Below are 16,629 nucleotides of genomic sequence, written 5' to 3'. Positions count from 1 at the left end.
GTCCTTGGCCAGTCACGTACCTCGTCCTTGGCCAGTCACGTACCTCGTCCGGTCGCCCGGATGTTCCACAGAAAGCGCGCTCACCCATGGCCCCTGTCATTCCCGGCTTCGACTACCGCCGCGTCCCCGTCGCCGACGGCGTGTCCCTGAACGTGGCCGTAGGGGGCTCGGGCAGCCCTGTCGTCCTGCTGCACGGCTTCCCGCAGACCCACCTCATGTGGCGGCACGTGGCCGCCGACCTCGCGGCCGATCACACCGTGATCTGCCCCGACCTGCGCGGCTACGGCGCCAGCGACAAACCGTCCGCCAATGCCGACGCCAATGCCGACGCCGATACCGACGCCGCCCCCGACCCCGCCGCCTACGCCAAGCGCACCATGGCCGCCGACATCGTCGCCCTGGCCCGCGCCCTCGGGCATGACCGCTTCGCCCTGGCCGGTCATGACCGCGGCGCCCTGGTCGCCTTCCGGGCGGGCCTCGACCACCCCGCGACGATCACCCATCTCGCCTGCCTGGACGTACTGCCGACCCTCGACATGTGGGACGTGCTGCACGGCACCACGGCCGCCGTCGGCTTCCACCTCTTCCTGATGGCGCAGCCCCCGGGGCTGCCCGAGCGGATGATCGCCGCCTGCCCCGACGACTTCTTCGGCCACTTCCTCGACCTGTGGACGGGCGACCCGCGGGCCATCCCCGCCGAGGTCCGCGCCGCCTATCTGGACGCCTGCCGCGCCGCGGTGCCGTCGATCGTGGCCGACTACCGCGCCTCCGCCGGTGTCGACGTCGACCACGACCGGGCCGACCGGGACGGCGGACGCCGGCTGACGATGCCGCTCACCGTCATCCAGCAGGACTGGGGCGCCGCCCTCGGCTATGACGCCGCGGCGCTGTGGCGCGCCTGGGCCGACGACCTGGAGCACCACACCGTCGGCTACGGCCACTTCATGGCCGAGGAGGCACCCACCGACATCGCCAAGGCCCTGCGGGAGCTGCTGGCCCGCTAGAGGACTTGGAGGTCCTGGACGTCCTGGACGGCCTACGGGGGTGTCCGCCGCGTGGCAGGGGCTTCGCCCCTGGACCCCGGGGTCTGGGGCTTAAGCCCCAGACCCGGGGCGGAGCCGCACATCGACGCTGCGTGGGAAGGGACGGGGAGGGAGCAGCCCGCCACAGGCGTACGCGTACCGCCGGAGACCCCTAGAGGGCCCCGGAGTAGTGGTCGGCGATCTCGTCGCTGGTCGTCACCCACACCCCGGGGTGGTTCACGACGTACTCGAGCGCCTGATCCACATACTTGTGCCGGAAGGGCTGGTTGATCACGAACGGATGCAGCACCAGCGACATCACCCGCCCGCTTGTGGCCGCGTCGGCGTAGAGCTGGTCGAGCTGGTCCTTGACGATCCGGACGAAGTCGGGCCCGCTGAGGCTCTTGCCGACGAAGAGCTGGATGTCGTTGACCTCGATCGAGTACGGCACGCTCAGCATCCCCGGCACGTTCAGCCGGTACGGCTGGTCGTCGTTGGCCCAGTCCAGCACGTACCGCAGCCCCAGCTCGGCCAGGAGCTCCGGCGTGCGGAAGGTTTCGGTCAGCGCCGGCCCCAGCCAGCCGCGCGGCCTGCGGCCGGTGGCCTTCTCGATGGTGCCGATCACCTCGGTGAGGTAGGCGCGCTCCTCCTCGGCGGACATGTCCGCCTGGAGGATGGAGTTGTTCTTGCCGTGCGCCGCCCACACCCAGTTCCGCTCCCGCCCGGCCCGGATGATCTGGGGGTAGCGCTCGGCGACATCGGAGTTGAGCATCACGCTCGCCCGCACCTGGTGCCGGTCCAGGCTCTCGATCAGCCGCCAGATCCCCACCCGGGGACCGTAGTCCCGCCAGCCGTAGTTCAGCGGATCGGGCGCCAGCGCCCTGGTGTCGGGGAAGATGCTGGTGGAGGGGCGGTCGATCTCGTAGTGCTCGACGTTGAGCCCGACGTAGAAGGCCACCCGGGCGCCGTCGGGCCAGTGGATCGGGGCGCGTTCGACGATGGGGCTGTAGTCGAAGAGCTGGTTGTCCATCAGTGCTCACCTCATCTGTGCGGCGGTTCGGCTTCGCGTTCGGCTTCGCTCGATGGACATCGTGAAACCCTCACACAAATGAGAAGGTCAAGCGGAAGCGGACCAGGCCACAACCGAAGAGCTGAGAGACTGCGTCGGCGTACACCGCAGTGCTGTGCGTGCCACGGGTGCCACGGGTGCCACGGGTGCCACGGGTGCCACGGGTGCCACGGGTGCTACGAGTGCTACGGGTGCTAAGAGTGCCGTGAGTGCGATGAGTGCCATGAGGAAGGACGCCATGACGCCGCCCAACGAGCTTCCGCCACCGCCGCCCGCCCCGGACGAGCGGCCGTGGAAGGACCGCGCCGGGTTGCTCGACGAGCGGGCGCGGGCGATGGGGGCGCTGGCGCGGTGGTACCTGGCGCCGCACCGGGCGCTGCTGCTGTGGCTGTCCACGCTCGTCTTCGCGCTGGGGTGGAGCCTCGCGGTCTCGGGGTTCCAGTTCCTGGTGAAGGGCGAGATCATCGAGCACGTGCTGGGCGTGATCTTCCTGGGTCTCGCCCTGGGCGCCACGGTCCCCTCCAGCCTCGGGGTGGCCTCCGGCATCCGGCGCGACGTCTTCGTGGGCGCGTGCCTCCGCGACTGGGCGGAGCTGGAGCGCGATCCCCAGACGCTGCCGCACTGGCGGGTCTCCGGCGGCGCTCTCCTGTGGCTGGGCCCGTCCATCGTGCTGACCTGCCTGGGGCTGGCGCTGGGCGGGTTCGCCGTCTTCTCGGACGTCGGCACGGAGAGCGTCGGCACCGTCGCCGGTATCGGCCTGGTCTTCGCGGCCGCCGGAGCGCTCGGCATGGCCAAGGCGATCGACTACTACCGCCTGGTCAGCCGCGAACTCCGCCCCTTCCGCCCCGACACCGGCGGTCCGGACGCATACGGTTCTGACGCATACGGTTCTGACGCGTACGGTCCGGACGCGTACGGTCCTGACGCGGGCTACGCCGACGGCTTCTCCGACGACGGCTTCTGCAGTGACTGAAAGCGGGTCCGCAGCTCCTCGTACCGCTCACCCGGGCTCTCCCCGCGCTCCTTGGCCACCTCCTCGATGCGGGTCAGCAGCTGCCTGACCCGTACAGCGTCCGTATAGGCGTCGCGCTCCAGCTTCTTGTACGCGGCGGCAGCGGGCCCCTTGTGATCGTCGGGGTCCACCGACTGCCTCAGATGGCCGAGACGCTCGATCTGTTCCTCGAGGTAACTGAGCATTCCCTCAAGGTCTTTGATGAGATCCGACAGATCCTGGTCCGATACGGACAGTTTGTCTTTACTCATGTTCCATCCGTCCCTGCCACCCTCCCATCGGCCCATTAGCGGGATGATCGTGCCATGACCGGGGCCGGTGTGGAGAGCCAGCCGGGGTAACTCCTGTGCCAGTCAGCCCGGCAGGACCGTGCCCGGGGGCAGCTCGATGCCGAAGTCGGCGGCGAGAACGTGCAGCACCTCGTCGTTGTCGGCGAGTTCACGCTCCTTACGGCTGCCGTCGGACCAGGACTCGACGAGAGTCCGCCCGGACAGGAGGAGATGGCGGTCCAGGGTGGTGCGCTGGACGTGGAGGGTGTGCTGGAAGGGCGAGCGCGGGTTGGTGGCGACGTGCCAGTTGATGACCCCGTAGTCGGACGCGTCGAACGGCTCGCGGGTGAAGGCGTACTGGTCCTGCCAGGAGCCGTCGAGGAACGCCTGGAACACCCACAGGTCCTCAAGACCGTCCGGGTACGGCTCGCGGACGTAGCGGTGGCGGCGGGTGCCGTCGTGGAACTCGGTGTCGGCGACGAGCGGCACGGCCTCCAGGAGGCTTCCGATGCTGCCGAAGCCCACATCGGCCACGTAACGCCGCTCCTCGCCCGGGATCTCGACCAGCAGCAGCATGTGCGTGCGCGGTCGGACCGTCCCGGGGGCCGCGCCGACCCGGACGCGGGCGGTGAGGCCGGTGACGCGGAAGCCGAGGGCGGTGAGGACGGCGGTCAGCAGCGTGTTGTGCTCGTAGCAGTAACCGCCGCGCCGGCCGTGGACCAGCTTGGCCTCGAGGTCGGGGACGGCGAGGGAGGGGGCGGAGCCGAGGAGGGGGCCGAGGTTCTCGAACGGTATGGACGTGAGGTGCGCCCGATGCACCGCCCGCAGGGTCTCCACGGTGGGGGCGGGGCGCCGGTCGCCCGTCCAGCCGATACGGCTCAGATAGGCGTCGAGATCGAGATCGAGTTCAGTACGGGCTGGTTCCATGCTGCCGACCGTAACGCCGGAGCCCCGGTACCGGCCTCCGCTCATAGCGGGGCCGCCTCTGGTCCTCTGGACGTAGGTCCGCTACGCCTTCGGCACCGCCGCGAGGTGATCGAGCGCGCCCACCTTGATCGACTGGAGCAGGGCTCCCAGCCTCGCGGGGCTCGTGGTGAGGACCGTAAGGGGGTCGTCGCTCTCGCGGAGGGCGACGGTGGTGCCTATGAAGGCGAGTTCTATGCAGGAGTTCCCGTCCCCCGCCCCGGAGTAGGAGGACTTGCGCCAGTTGATCTCGGACATTCCTTCGCCCTCACATCTGTTGAACGGTCTCGCGGATGAAGTCACGTGACTCCTTCTCGGACAAAGCCAGCTCTTCGGTCCGGTCCATGACCGCCCGGTAGTTCAGAAGCTGGGACTCCCCGTCGAGGAACGCCGCATCCTGCGCGACGTCGAGCTGAACGGTATCCAACTGCGGCACCGGACCCGTGGCGTAGGTGACGGAGATACCCGCGACGTGGAATCCTCCGGCCGCGATCGGGACGACCCGGACGGAGACGTTCGGGCGCTCCGAGGACTCCAGCAGGCTGTCGAGCTGCGCGCGCAGCACGTGCTGATCGCCGAACCGTACGCGGAGCGCGGTCTCGTGGATGATGAATGTGCAGGATGGCGGCTGGTCCCGATCCAGGATGTCCCGGCGCTTCATGCGGTGGGAGAGTCTTCGGCGGAGTTCCGTCGGCGACCAGCCGGGGACGGCCGTGCTCAGTACCGACCGGGCGTAGTCCTCGGTCTGCAGGAGTCCCGGGATGTGCATCAGCTCGACGACGCGCAGGCTCGTGGCGAAGTACTCCAGTTCCGCCAGATCGAGACCGGCCGCGCCGAGCGTCCCCCGGTACTCCTCCCACCACCCACGCTTGCGCTCGGTCGCCATCGCGACCAGCGCCTCGACGTACGCCTCGTCCGGGCAGGCGTAGTTGGCGGCGAGTGTGCGTACGCGCTCTTCGCTGACGCCGAACCGGGCCAGCTCCATATTGGTGACATGCGAGCGGTTCGTGCCCAGTCGGTCGGCCGCTTCCTGGATGGTGAGACCCGCGCGCTCGCGCATCCTCCGAAGCTCCGTGCCAAGTCGGCGCTGACGTGCCGTGATGGTGGTCCTCGAAGCCATGCCTGCCTTCCTCATGGGGTCGTCACCCAGTGTGGCGTGTGACCACGAATGGGTCTATCTACTCACTAATTTCGGCGATCTGGTGGCACTAGTTAGGTGTCGACCTCTACCGTAGGTGTCGTTGCCGCTACCGCGCGTTGATCGCCGTAACGGTACGCGCGCTGTCGGCCCCCTCACAGGGAGTTGCCCCATGGATTCCGATCACGAGTCCGACGACCGTCCCCCACGCCGCCCGCCCGTTCCCTCCAGGGATCCGTACGTCTACACCCTGCAGAGCGGTCGGCACGCGACCTCCGCCAAGGTCTGCCGGGACTTCGTCGCCTGCGTCCTGAACTCCGTGGGGCAGGAGGAGCTGGTCGACACAGCGACGCTGTGCACCTCGGAGCTGGCCACCAACGCCTTTCTGCACGCCGAGGGCGACTCCGTGATGCTGCGCGTGGTGATCGAGCCGCCCCGCTTCCGCGTCCTGGTCTACGACGCCTCCGCCGAGCTCCCCACCGCCGCCTGCCTCCCCGAGGGAGACCGCCTCCACGGCCGCGGCCTCGGCCTGGTGTCGGCCCTGGCCGACGCGTGGGGGACGGCGGAGGGGGACGCGGTGGGCACCTACGCCAAGGGGGTCTGGTTCGAGCTCGCGGGCAAGGAGGAGGGCGAGGGCCGGCCTCGGGATTTCACGGTCTGACGGCTTTCCTCACCGTTCTCCTCACCGCTTTCCTCAGCCCTCGGCCTTGGCCGCCATGAACGTCAGTGGAAATACCTCGCCGGAACCCGCGTAACGGTGGAACCGGTCGGCCCAGGAGGGTTCCTGAATGGTTCGGACCCGCTCGCGGGGCAGGGCCATGTACACATCGCGGCCACCGTGCTGGTCGGCCGGGGTCGGTGCTATGTGCACGGTCCAGGGAATGGCCATCGAGGGGAAGTCGTACCAGAACGGGGCGCCCTGGCCGAAGTCGATGTCGTAGAAGGGGAGCTTCGACCAGTTGTTGATGGCGATGGTGTCGTCGAACGCGTCGAGGCCCATGGTGGTCATGACCCGCTTCAGGCGCCCTGCCTCGAATTCGGCACAGAGGAATGCCGCTTCCTCGCGTATTCTCTCCTCCGTGTTCTCGGAAAAGCCCGAGCGGACCGCCGCGGCGACCTCGCCGAGCGGGCGCGAGCGCAGTTCGGCCGCGGTCATCCCCGGGCGGGTGTTGGTGACGGCGTTGCCCCAGTAGTCGTCCGGTACGACTTCGGCGACAAACGCACGGAAGTCGGCGACGAGGCCGAGCTTTTCCCGGCTCGTGTCCGGGCGGGCACGGAATTCGCCGAGGACTTTCCAGAGGTGGGCGGTCAGCGCGTCATTGGTCGACACCCACCGCTCTGTGCCCGCGAGGTCCGCCATCGCGATGTCCTTCATGGCGGCCAGTTCGTCGGCCGTGAAACGGGTGCTCACCGTCTTCACGCCGCCGAGGCCGCCGAACGCCATGCGGCGTATGAAGGCGGACTTCTGGCCCCGCCCGGTGACCGTGAGATGGGCGCTGCCGATACGGGAGTCACCCGCGGCCGACGCCGCGAGCGCGGCGATGACGCCGCGGTCGTGGCTGGGTTTCGGATATCCCAGGCCCCGGTGCTCGCGCGACCAGCTCTCCACGAACGCCATGTAGCTGGATCCGTCGGCCACGGCATGGTTCATCGTGAGGCCGAGGATGGAGCCGCCGCCTTTCATATGGGTGAGCTTCACCGTGAAAAGCGGCGTATCACGGTCCACCACCCAGAACGGCATGGTGTGACTGAGATGGCGATCCAGCCCCTTTTTCGCCGTGTGACGAGGCCCGTAGTCCGGCATGCGCACCGATGCGTGAGCCTCGACGAAGCGCACCCCGGCGTCGTCGCAGAGCACACTGAGGCCGCCGTCGGGGTCCCTCTTCATACGGCCGGAAAGAATCGGGAAGTTGCGCAATGTCCGGCCGAGGGAGGCGCGGAGCGCCTCGCCGTCGAGCGTCTGCCGGTAGAAAAAGACACGGGGTGTATAGATCGGGCCGATGAGCATGTCGTAGACGCTCAGGCGTATGCGGTCACCGCTCGCCTCTCCGGCACGCACGGTGAACGATCGCTTGGCGCCGCTCTCGCTGGCGGATGCCGTCATACTCACACGCTCTTTCGTCGGGCCCAAACGCGCTGTCGTGTCGACGCGTTGACCCTAACCCCACGGGCGCGAGCGGCCTCCTGAAGTGGAACCGGGTTTAGGGAAATTCCCCAACTTCCGTCCGGCCTCGATCTTTCTTGGCGGCCGTGAGCGTGTTACAGGGTGTCCGGATCTTTCCCCTTCCCTCCCCTTCCCGGGGCGGGGAGGGGAGCAGCCCGCCGCAGGCGCCACGGTCCGTCGCCCCCTGGGCCGGGTGTCCCAGCTAGGCCGGGTGCCCCAGCTAGGCCCGGTGCCCCAGCAGCATCGTGGGGGAGCCCGCCGAGCGCGTCAGCACGATGGTGCAGGCGTTCCCGCCCTCGAGCCGCAGCTTCTTGCGGAGCTGCTCCGGCTCGACCGCCGAGCCGCGCTTCTTGATGGTCGCGATGCCGACCTCCCGCTCCCGCAGCAGCGCCTTGAGCTTCTTCAGGTTGAACGGCAGCACGTCCGTGATCTCGTACGCGGTGGCGAACGGCGTCGGGCGCAGCTCGTCCGTCGTGATGTAGGCGATCGTCGGGTCGATCAGACGGCCGCCGACGCGGGCCGCCACATCGGCCACCAGATGGGCGCGGATGACGGCGCCGTCCGGCTCGTAGAGCCAGCGGCCGACCGGGCCGGGCTCGGGGTCGGGGAGGAGCGGGGTGCCGATCAGGGAGTGGCCGCTCGGCAGCAGCGTGGCGCGGCGCAGCCCGGGGCGGGCGGTGCCGAACCACAGGACGGCCTCCTTCACATGGCCGTGGTCCGAGATCCACTCGGCCTCCGCGTCCTCGGGGACCGCCTCGTGCGGCACGCCGGGGGCGATCTTGAGGGCGGCGCGCGGAGTGGTGCGGGCGGCCTCGATGGCCCAGGAGAGGGGCGGGGAGTACGCCTCGGGGTCGAAGACGCGGCCCCGGCCGCCGCGCCGGGCCGGGTCGACGAAGACCGCGTCGAAGCCCCGGGTGTCGACATCGGTGACATCGGCGCGGCGGACCTCGATGAGATCCGCCAGGCCGAGCGCCTCGGCGTTGGCGCGGGTGACCGCGCAGGTCAGCGGGTCGCGATCGACGGCGAGCACGGAGATCCCGGCGCGGGCGAGCGCGATCGCGTCGCCGCCGATGCCGCAGCACAGATCGGCCATGCGGCGGACGCCGAACTCCGCGAAGCGGGAGGCGCGGTACGCGGCCACGGAGGTGCGGGTGGACTGCTCGACGCCGTTCGGCGTGAAGTACATGCGGTGCGCGTCCTCGGGGCCGAATTTGGCCACCGCCCGCTGCCGCAGCGCGGCCTGGGTCAGGGCCGCCGAGACCAGCGCCGGGGGATGGTCGCGGCGCAGCCGCGTCGCGGTGGCGAGCTCCTTCGCCGGGTCGTAGTCGCGGAGCGCGGAGAGCAGCGCCTGCCCCTCGTCGCCGAGCAATGCATCGAAGGCGTCAACGTCCACATGGCCCATTCTCCCCGCTCCCGCGAGCGCATTCGCCCCCGCACAGCGCGCATATGCACGCCCGCGGGCCGAAGATCACTTATGTGATGATGATCAAGACTGGTTTTCCTCGCTGTCTGGTTCTCGTCGGCGCGGCGGCCGTGCTCACGGCCTGTGGATCCCTCGCCGCCGCCCCCGAGCCGCACACCGGCTCCCGCCACGGCGCCCCCATGCCACCGGCCTCCCTCGCCTCACGGCTGGACGACCCGCCCTCGGCGGCGTCGCGGCCGCCGTCCGGACGGGAGCCGGAGCAGCGGCCACCGGCGTCCTCCGGGCCGGAGTACGGGGGTGACGAGGGTGACGAGGGGCGCGAGGGAGGGGCCGAGGACGGCCGGGTCCCGGACACGCCGCCCTCCGGTGACGCCTCGGCGTCCGCCCTGGCCGCCGGGCCGCCCGGCACGGCCTCGGCGCTGCCCCGCGCGGCCCCGGCGGGCGGGTCCGACGCCTACCGCCGCTGGGGGCTGGACCGGCCGCTGGCGCGGCCCCCGGCCCCGCCCGCCGTCAAGCCCGCGCTCGGGCGGTCCGGCCCGCAGCAGTGGGGACTGCCGCCGACCGTGCGGCGGGTGCCGACCGACCAGCGGGTGGTCTTCGTGACGATCGACGACGGGATCGAGAAGGACCCGCGCTTCGTGGAGCAGGCCCGCGAGCTCGGGCTGCCGTTCACCGGGTTCCTTACCGACAACGTGATCGGGACCCACTACGACTACTTCGACCAGCTGCGCCGGCTCGGCAACCCCATGGAGAACCACACCCTGACCCACCCGAGCCTGGCCGGTATGGCCTACGACGACCAGGTGCGGGAGATCTGCGGCCAGCGCGACAACCTGTGGCACCGCTTCGGTCAACAGCCGGAGCTCTTCCGTCCCCCTTTCGGGGAGTACGACGAGACGACGCTGCGGGCGGCGGCCTTCTGCGGCGTGCGGACGGTGGTGCTGTGGCGCGCCGAGATGGAGACCCACGGTCTGGCCTACCGCTCCGGCGACCATCTCCGGCCGGGGGACATCGTGCTCGCGCACTTCCGGGGGCCGGAGCAGCTCGAGGGTCAGTCGATGACCGACATGATCACGGGGCTGGTGCGGGCGATCCAGGACCAGGGCTTCACGATCGGACGACTGGAGGACTACGTATGAGGGCTCTCCGTGGAACGGCCCCGGTGAGGGCTCTCCGTGGAACGGAGACGGAGTGCCGCACGAAGGTCGCCACCGCGTCGCTTGGCACTCTAGTTGACTGAGTGCTAACCGCGTCATAATGTCGAGGCTGGCACTCGGGACCGATGAGTGCCAGGGATACAGCGACGGGCAGGTCCGGCACCCGCGACGACGGATCCACCTGGTCGCCACCTCAGACAGTTGACCCCGTGAGATCTCCGAAGGGGGAGGTCGGATCGTGACGACCACCAGCTCCAAGGTTGCCATCAAGCCGCTTGAGGACCGCATCGTGGTCCAGCCGCTCGACGCCGAGCAGACCACGGCCTCGGGCCTGGTCATTCCGGACACCGCCAAGGAGAAGCCCCAGGAGGGCGTCGTCCTGGCCGTGGGCCCGGGCCGCTTCGAGGACGGCAAGCGCCTTCCGCTCGACGTCTCCGTCGGTGACGTCGTGCTCTACAGCAAGTACGGCGGCACCGAGGTGAAGTACAGCGGCGAGGAGTACCTCGTCCTCTCGGCTCGCGACGTCCTCGCGATCGTCGAGAAGTAATCACCGAAGTTTTGCCTATGAGCCGTGCCCCGGTGCCCGTGTCAGTTGAAACCGGGGTCGGGGCACGGCTTGTTTGAGAGGACATACGCAACTCATGGCGAAGATCCTGAAGTTCGACGAGGACGCCCGTCGCGCCCTCGAGCGCGGCGTCAACAAGCTCGCGGACACCGTCAAGGTGACCATCGGCCCCCGTGGCCGCAATGTCGTCATCGACAAGAAGTTCGGTGCCCCCACCATCACCAACGACGGTGTCACGATCGCCCGTGAGGTCGAGGTCGAGGACCCGTACGAGAACCTTGGCGCCCAGCTCGTCAAGGAGGTGGCGACCAAGACCAACGACATCGCGGGTGACGGCACCACCACCGCCACCGTTCTGGCCCAGGCCCTGGTCCGCGAGGGCCTGAAGAACGTGGCCGCCGGCGCCTCCCCGGCCGCCCTGAAGAAGGGCATCGACGCGGCGGTCAAGGCCGTCTCGGATGACCTGCTGGCCACCGCCCGCCCGATCGACGAGAAGTCCGACATCGCCGCCGTGGCCGCGCTGTCCGCCCAGGACAAGCAGGTCGGCGAGCTGATCGCCGAGGCGATGGACAAGGTCGGCAAGGACGGTGTCATCACCGTCGAGGAGTCCAACACCTTCGGTCTGGAGCTCGACTTCACCGAGGGCATGGCCTTCGACAAGGGCTACCTCTCGCCGTACATGGTCACCGACCAGGAGCGGATGGAGGCCGTCCTCGAGGACCCGTACATCCTGATCCACCAGGGCAAGATCTCCTCCATCCAGGACCTGCTGCCGCTCCTGGAGAAGATCATCCAGGCCAACGCCAGCAAGCCGCTGCTGATCATCGCCGAGGACGTGGAGGGCGAGGCCCTCTCCACCCTCGTCGTCAACAAGATCCGCGGCACCTTCAACGCCGTCGCGGTGAAGGCCCCGGGCTTCGGTGACCGCCGTAAGGCCATGCTCGGCGACATCGCCACCCTTACGGGCGGCACCGTGATCGCCGAGGAGGTCGGCCTCAAGCTCGACCAGGTCGGAATGGACGTGCTGGGCACCGCCCGCCGCGTGACCGTCACCAAGGACGACACCACGATCGTCGACGGTGGCGGCAAGGCGGACGAGGTCAGCGGCCGCGTCGCCCAGATCAAGGCCGAGATCGAGTCCACGGACTCCGACTGGGACCGCGAGAAGCTCCAGGAGCGGCTCGCCAAGCTGGCCGGCGGCGTGTGCGTGATCCGCGTGGGCGCGGCCACCGAGGTCGAGCTCAAGGAGAAGAAGCACCGCCTGGAGGACGCCATCTCCGCGACCCGCGCCGCGGTCGAGGAGGGCATCGTCTCCGGTGGTGGCTCCGCGCTGGTCCACGCCGCGAAGGTGCTGGAGAACAGCCTGGGCCTGGAGGGCGACGAGGCCACCGGTGTCGCGGTGGTCCGCCGCGCCGCGGTCGAGCCGCTGCGCTGGATCGCCGAGAACGCCGGTCTCGAGGGCTACGTGATCACCTCGAAGGTCGCCGAGCTCGAGAAGGGCCACGGCTACAACGCGGCCACCGAGGAGTACGGCGACCTGGTGAAGGCCGGCGTCATCGACCCGGTCAAGGTCACCCGCTCCGCGCTGGAGAACGCGGCGTCGATCGCGTCGCTGCTGCTCACCACCGAGACCCTGGTGGTCGAGAAGCCGGCCGAGGAAGAGCCCGAGGCCGCCGGCCACGGCCACGGTCACGCGCACTGACGCTCTGCCACACACAGCGCGAAGGCGCGGCCGCCCAACGGGCGGCCGCGCCTTCGCGTGTCCCGGGGCGGGGCCCCAACCCCGACCCACCCCGGGCCGGAGGCGGGCAGAGCCCGAAGGGCGCCCCCCGAACGGCTACCCCTTCGCCGGGGGGCGGCCGACCTTGGAGGAGATGGAGGAGAGGGCCGAGCGCGGGGCCAGCTTCGCCAGGCTCGACATCGCCTTGTAGCGCGGGTCCGGGATGGACAGCGACTTGCCCCGGGCGAAATCCTTCAGCGCCGCCGTGACCAGCCGGTCCGGGTCCAGCCACATCCAGCTCGGCACGCTGTTGTCCTTGATCCCCGCCCGCGCGTGGAACTCCGTACGGACGAACCCCGGGCACAGCGCCATCAGCCGCACCCCCGAACTGGCCAGGTCCTTCGCCGCGCCCTGCGTGAACTGCACGACCCACGCCTTGCTCGCCCCGTACGTCCCGCGCGGGAAGAAGGCCGCGACCGACGCCACATTGATCACCCCGCCGCGCCCCCGGTCGCGCATCGTCCCGGCTCCCGCGCTGGTCAGCCGCAGCACCGCCTCGCAGTGCAGCTTCAGCATCCGCAGCTCATCGGCGATCGGCACCTCCAGATAGCGGGCGCGGTTGCCGAAACCGGCGTTGTTGACGAGCAGATCGACCGGGTGGGTGCGGTCCTTCAGCCGGGCCTCGACCGCAGCGATCCCGTCATCCTCGGAGAGGTCCGCCACCAGCACGTCCGCCTCCACGCCGTGCCGGTCGTGCAGATCCGCCGCCTGCTCCCGCAGCCGCTTCTCATCGCGTGCGACGAGCACCAGATTGTGCCCGTCGGCGGCGAGCCGGCCCGCGAAGGCGGCGCCGATGCCCGCCGTGGTTCCGGTAATCAATGCAGTCGTCATACGCGCACGTTATCGGCCATGGCGGGCCCCGGCGGACCGCCGAGCGGCACCGCGAGCGATCTGCGCCGGAATGAGCGCTTCCGTCAGTCCGCTTCCGTCAGATCGCCTCCGCGGGCCGGTACTTCAGGGCGGCCTTCCGCACCTCCGGATGCAGCGCGTCACCGGCCGCCAGCACCCTCGGCAGCAGCTCCCGCTCCGTGGTCTCGGCGCGGAAGAGGAAGGCGACCGTCACCTCGTGGCCGGGCCGGTGGACGATCTCGACGGGGTCGCCCGAGCGGATCTCGCCGGGCTCGAGCACCCGCAGATACGCACCGGGGACGGCGGCCTGGGTGAACCGCTTGACCCACCCCCGCTCGCCCAGCCACCCGGCGAACGTACGGCACGGGATCCGCGGTGAGGTCACCTCCAGCAGCAGTTCGCTCCCCACCCGCCAGCGCTCGCCGATGAGGGCGCCGCTGACGTCGATACCGCTGGTGGTGAGGTTCTCGCCGAAGACGCCGTTGGCCAGCTCGCGGCCCAGCTCCCGCTCCCAGACGTCGAGGTCCTCCCGGGCGTAGGCGTAGACGGCCTGGTCGTCGCCGCCGTGGTGGCGGGTGTCGCAGACGGTGTCACCGGCCAGACCGCTTCCGCCCTGGCCCTTCGGCCCGGGGGCCGCGACCCGTACCGGGCGGTCGACGGGCCGCTTGTCGATACCGGTGCCGGCGGGCCAGTCGGTGTGGGCGCTCGGCGTCGCGCCGCCGACGTTCACGGTGAGCACGGTGGAGGGGTGTGAAGTGTGCAGCATGACCGCACCGTAGGACAGCGAGGCCAAAGCGTCGACGTAATATCCCGGCCCATACCCAAGGGTCCCTTATGCTCAAGACATGATCGAGGCCCGCCATCTCCGGGTGCTGCGCGCGGTGGCCGCCACCGGCTCCTTCTCCGCCGCGGCCCGTGAGCTCGGCTGCACCCAGCCCGCCGTCAGCCAGCAGATGAAGGCCCTGGAGGGCGCCGCGGGCACCCCGCTGCTGATCCGCAGCGGACGGGAGATGCGGCTGACCGAGGCGGGCCGGGCGCTGGTGCGGCACGCCGGCGGGATCCTGGCCGGGCTGACCGCCGCCGAGGAGGAGGTCGCGGCGATCGCCGGGCTGCGCTCGGGCCGGGTGCGGCTGGTGTCCTTCCCCAGCGGCAGCTCGACCCTGGTGCCCATGGCGCTCGCCGAGATGCGCGCGGCGCACCCCGGGACGCGGGTCTCGCTCGTGGAGGCCGAGCCGCCGGGCTCGGTGGAGATGCTGCGCTCGGGCGACTGCGAGATCGCGCTGGCCTTCCGGTATCCGCAGGTGAGCGCGGAGGCGGAGGCGGCTTCGGGGGGCGGCGGCGAGTGGGACGACCTGGTCCTGCGGCCGCTGCTGAGCGATCGGCTGGTGGGCGTGGTGCCGGAGGGGCACAAGCTGGCGGGCGCCGGGGCGGTGGGGATCGCCGAGCTGGCCGGGGAGCCGTGGATCGCGGGCTGCCCGCGCTGCCGGGGGCATCTGGTGGAGGTGTGCGAGTCCGAGGGCTTCACCCCGCGGATCGACTTCGCGACGGACGACTATCCGACGGTCGTCGGCCTGGTCGGGGCCGGGCTGGGGGTCGCGGTGCTGCCCGAGCTGGCGCTGGAGTCGGTGCGGACCAAGGGGGCCACGACGCTGGAGGTGGAACCTGCGGTGCGCCGGGAAGTGGTGGCGCTGACCCTGCCCGACCTCGCGCGCGTCCCGGCGGTGGCGGCGACGCTGGACCGGCTGGAGCGGGCCGCCCGCAGATGAGCGGCGCGCGCACCACCGCGCGGGCCGTCCGCGCACACAGTGGGTGGTGACAGGAGGAACGTTTCTTCAGTTGGCCGGGACACGGGCCGCGATCAGGATCCCGGGGCCCCGGTGCCGGCGACCGCGCGGTGCCGCGCCCGCCCCATGAGCTCCTCGCGTTCGTCCTCGGTCAGTCCGCCCCACACTCCGTAGGGCTCGCGCACGGCAAGGGCGTGGGCCGCGCACTGCGCCCGTACCGGGCAGCGCATGCACACCTCTTTCGCCGACATCTCACGTGCGCTGCGGGCAGCGCCGCGCTCTCCCTCCGGGTGGAAGAAGAGCGAGCTGTCGACCCCGCGACACGCGGCCAGGAGCTGCCAGTCCCACAGGTCGGCATTCGGGCCGGGAAGACGGGAGAAATCTGCCATTGCCTTATCTCCTCGATGCTGATCGGCTGCGGACGCTGCGTCCTGGGTCGTACACCTACGGTGTAAGTAGATGTAAATATGACTCATTGCGAATCTAGCCACACAGACCGGCAAATTGGAAGCAAGGTCGCCAAATGCCACCGAAGGGACTGCCTGGGGGGCTGCCCTATGGGGGAGGCGCGAAGGACGCGACCGGCGCGACGAAGCTGCTCCGTGTCCGAGCCCTCACGTAGAGTGTCGAAGGTGGCCGCCGAACCCCGTAACTCTTTCGGGTGACCGTCGTTGAGAGTGCGGAGGCGGTTGATGGGTAAAGCTCTCGGACAGACATCCGGGGCTGTCAATCGCTCAGGTGACGATATGTACCAGCCTGGAGGCTCAAGGTGACGCGCATCAGCTGCGGAGGGCGGCCATGACATCCGTCCTCGTCTGCGACGACTCCCCGCTTGCCCGAGAGGCGCTGCGCCGCGCGGTGGCGACCGTGCCCGGCGTCGAGCGTGTGACGACGGCGGCCAACGGCGAGGAAGTCCTCCGCCGCTGGGGTGCCGACCGCTCGGATCTGATTCTGATGGACGTACGGATGCCCGGTCTCGGCGGGGTCGAGACCGTGCGGCGGCTGCTCTCCGCCGACCCCGGCGCCCGGATCATCATGCTCACGGTCGCCGAGGACCTCGACGGAGTGGCGCTGGCCGTGGCCGCCGGCGCCCGTGGCTATCTGCACAAGGACGCCTCGCGCGCCGAGCTGCGCGCCACCGTGACCCAGGCGCTCGCCGACCCCACCTGGCGGCTGGCCCCGCGCCGGCTGCGCTCGGCCGAGATGGGCGCCGCGCCCACGCTCACCGCGCGGGAGATCCAGGTGCTCGAGGGCATGAGCCACGGCCGGTCCAACGCGGAGATCGGCCGCGAGCTGTTCCTCTCCGAGGACACGGTCAAGACGCACGCACGCCGGTTGTTCAAGAAGCTCGGCGCGTCCGACCGGGCGCATGCGGTGGCCCTCGGGTTCCGCTGGGGTCTGGTCCGCTGATCCGGCCACGACCGCATTGACGTG

18 protein-coding genes are annotated in these 16,629 nt (G+C 70.2%); 8 read left to right on the top strand and 10 right to left on the bottom strand.

The window, feature by feature from the left end:
• The first annotated feature begins 86 nt into the window (after positions 1-86).
• The gene (locus ACZ6TD_RS21110; RefSeq protein WP_471356252.1) at positions 87-1,004 is read left to right on the top strand and encodes an alpha/beta fold hydrolase; all 918 of its coding nucleotides are present in this window, start codon (positions 87-89) and stop codon (positions 1,002-1,004) included.
• A 190-nt stretch (positions 1,005-1,194) separates the two neighbouring features.
• On the opposite strand, the gene ACZ6TD_RS21105 is transcribed toward ACZ6TD_RS21110, so the two are convergent.
• Positions 1,195-2,052 carry a polysaccharide deacetylase family protein gene (locus ACZ6TD_RS21105; protein ID WP_471356251.1) on the bottom strand — a complete coding sequence of 286 codons (858 nt, stop codon included), beginning with the start codon at positions 2,050-2,052 and terminating at the stop codon, positions 1,195-1,197.
• 277 nt (positions 2,053-2,329) lie between these two features.
• Between ACZ6TD_RS21105 and ACZ6TD_RS21100 the strand changes: the two genes are divergently transcribed.
• On the top strand, positions 2,330-3,064 hold the full coding sequence (locus tag ACZ6TD_RS21100) for a hypothetical protein (protein WP_471356249.1): 735 nt from the start codon (positions 2,330-2,332) through the stop codon (positions 3,062-3,064).
• Here ACZ6TD_RS21100 and ACZ6TD_RS21095 read toward each other — a convergent pair.
• The 4 genes from ACZ6TD_RS21095 to ACZ6TD_RS21080 form a co-directional block, all read right to left on the bottom strand.
• Positions 3,022-3,354 (bottom strand): hypothetical protein, encoded by a 333-nt coding sequence (locus ACZ6TD_RS21095; RefSeq protein ID WP_471356247.1) that lies wholly within the window; start codon positions 3,352-3,354, stop codon positions 3,022-3,024. The two genes, ACZ6TD_RS21100 and ACZ6TD_RS21095, sit on opposite strands and share 43 nt — an antisense overlap.
• Before the next feature lie 102 nt (positions 3,355-3,456).
• Positions 3,457-4,299: an arylamine N-acetyltransferase family protein gene (locus ACZ6TD_RS21090; RefSeq protein WP_471356245.1), complete on the bottom strand. Its 843-nt coding sequence runs from the start codon at positions 4,297-4,299 to the stop codon at positions 3,457-3,459.
• Positions 4,300-4,380: 81 nt separating this feature from the next.
• Positions 4,381-4,593, bottom strand: coding sequence for a DUF397 domain-containing protein (locus ACZ6TD_RS21085; RefSeq protein ID WP_471356244.1), 213 nt, complete (start codon positions 4,591-4,593; stop codon positions 4,381-4,383).
• A gap of 10 nt (positions 4,594-4,603) precedes the next feature.
• Positions 4,604-5,455 carry a helix-turn-helix domain-containing protein gene (locus ACZ6TD_RS21080; protein ID WP_471356242.1) on the bottom strand — a complete coding sequence of 284 codons (852 nt, stop codon included), beginning with the start codon at positions 5,453-5,455 and terminating at the stop codon, positions 4,604-4,606.
• A 190-nt stretch (positions 5,456-5,645) separates the two neighbouring features.
• Between ACZ6TD_RS21080 and ACZ6TD_RS21075 the strand changes: the two genes are divergently transcribed.
• Positions 5,646-6,134: an ATP-binding protein gene (locus tag ACZ6TD_RS21075; protein WP_471356240.1), complete on the top strand. Its 489-nt coding sequence runs from the start codon at positions 5,646-5,648 to the stop codon at positions 6,132-6,134.
• Positions 6,135-6,167: 33 nt separating this feature from the next.
• Here ACZ6TD_RS21075 and ACZ6TD_RS21070 read toward each other — a convergent pair whose 3' ends face one another.
• Positions 6,168-7,577, bottom strand: coding sequence for an acyltransferase (locus ACZ6TD_RS21070; RefSeq protein WP_471356238.1), 1,410 nt, complete (start codon positions 7,575-7,577; stop codon positions 6,168-6,170).
• A 280-nt stretch (positions 7,578-7,857) separates the two neighbouring features.
• Complete coding sequence (locus tag ACZ6TD_RS21065) at positions 7,858-9,039, bottom strand: class I SAM-dependent methyltransferase (protein WP_471356236.1); 1,182 nt, start codon at positions 9,037-9,039, stop codon at positions 7,858-7,860.
• A 77-nt stretch (positions 9,040-9,116) separates the two neighbouring features.
• On the opposite strand from ACZ6TD_RS21065, the gene ACZ6TD_RS21060 reads away from it, so the two are divergent.
• From ACZ6TD_RS21060 to groL, 3 genes are all read left to right on the top strand, one after another.
• A complete protein-coding gene (locus tag ACZ6TD_RS21060) occupies positions 9,117-10,199 on the top strand; it encodes a polysaccharide deacetylase family protein (protein ID WP_471356234.1) in 1,083 nt (360 codons plus the stop codon).
• A 256-nt stretch (positions 10,200-10,455) separates the two neighbouring features.
• The gene (gene groES / locus ACZ6TD_RS21055) at positions 10,456-10,764 is read left to right on the top strand and encodes a co-chaperone GroES (RefSeq protein ID WP_014054228.1); all 309 of its coding nucleotides are present in this window, start codon (positions 10,456-10,458) and stop codon (positions 10,762-10,764) included.
• A gap of 94 nt (positions 10,765-10,858) precedes the next feature.
• A complete protein-coding gene (groL, locus tag ACZ6TD_RS21050; protein WP_471356231.1) occupies positions 10,859-12,484 on the top strand; it encodes a chaperonin GroEL in 1,626 nt (541 codons plus the stop codon).
• A gap of 135 nt (positions 12,485-12,619) precedes the next feature.
• Here groL and ACZ6TD_RS21045 read toward each other — a convergent pair whose 3' ends face one another.
• Together ACZ6TD_RS21045 and ACZ6TD_RS21040 are read right to left on the bottom strand one after the other, a co-directional pair.
• Entirely contained in the window at positions 12,620-13,393 is a 774-nt protein-coding gene (locus tag ACZ6TD_RS21045; protein WP_471356229.1) for an SDR family NAD(P)-dependent oxidoreductase, read from the bottom strand.
• Between the two features lie 97 nt (positions 13,394-13,490).
• On the bottom strand, positions 13,491-14,177 hold the full coding sequence (locus ACZ6TD_RS21040) for an MOSC domain-containing protein (RefSeq protein WP_471356227.1): 687 nt from the start codon (positions 14,175-14,177) through the stop codon (positions 13,491-13,493).
• A gap of 79 nt (positions 14,178-14,256) precedes the next feature.
• On the opposite strand from ACZ6TD_RS21040, the gene ACZ6TD_RS21035 reads away from it, so the two are divergent.
• Positions 14,257-15,177, top strand: coding sequence for a LysR family transcriptional regulator (locus tag ACZ6TD_RS21035; protein WP_044571555.1), 921 nt, complete (start codon positions 14,257-14,259; stop codon positions 15,175-15,177).
• Between the two features lie 92 nt (positions 15,178-15,269).
• Here ACZ6TD_RS21035 and ACZ6TD_RS21030 read toward each other — a convergent pair whose 3' ends face one another.
• Complete coding sequence (locus ACZ6TD_RS21030; RefSeq protein ID WP_014054233.1) at positions 15,270-15,584, bottom strand: WhiB family transcriptional regulator; 315 nt, start codon at positions 15,582-15,584, stop codon at positions 15,270-15,272.
• A 409-nt stretch (positions 15,585-15,993) separates the two neighbouring features.
• Here ACZ6TD_RS21030 and ACZ6TD_RS21025 point away from each other — a divergent pair, with 409 nt between their 5' ends.
• On the top strand, positions 15,994-16,605 hold the full coding sequence (locus ACZ6TD_RS21025; RefSeq protein ID WP_003948568.1) for a response regulator transcription factor: 612 nt from the start codon (positions 15,994-15,996) through the stop codon (positions 16,603-16,605).
• Positions 16,606-16,629 lie beyond the last annotated feature (24 nt).

It is taken from the genome of Streptomyces yongxingensis, from assembly GCF_055597465.1.
The sequence above is the reverse complement of the archived record's forward strand: the minus strand, read 5'-3'. Positions and strand labels throughout refer to the sequence as shown.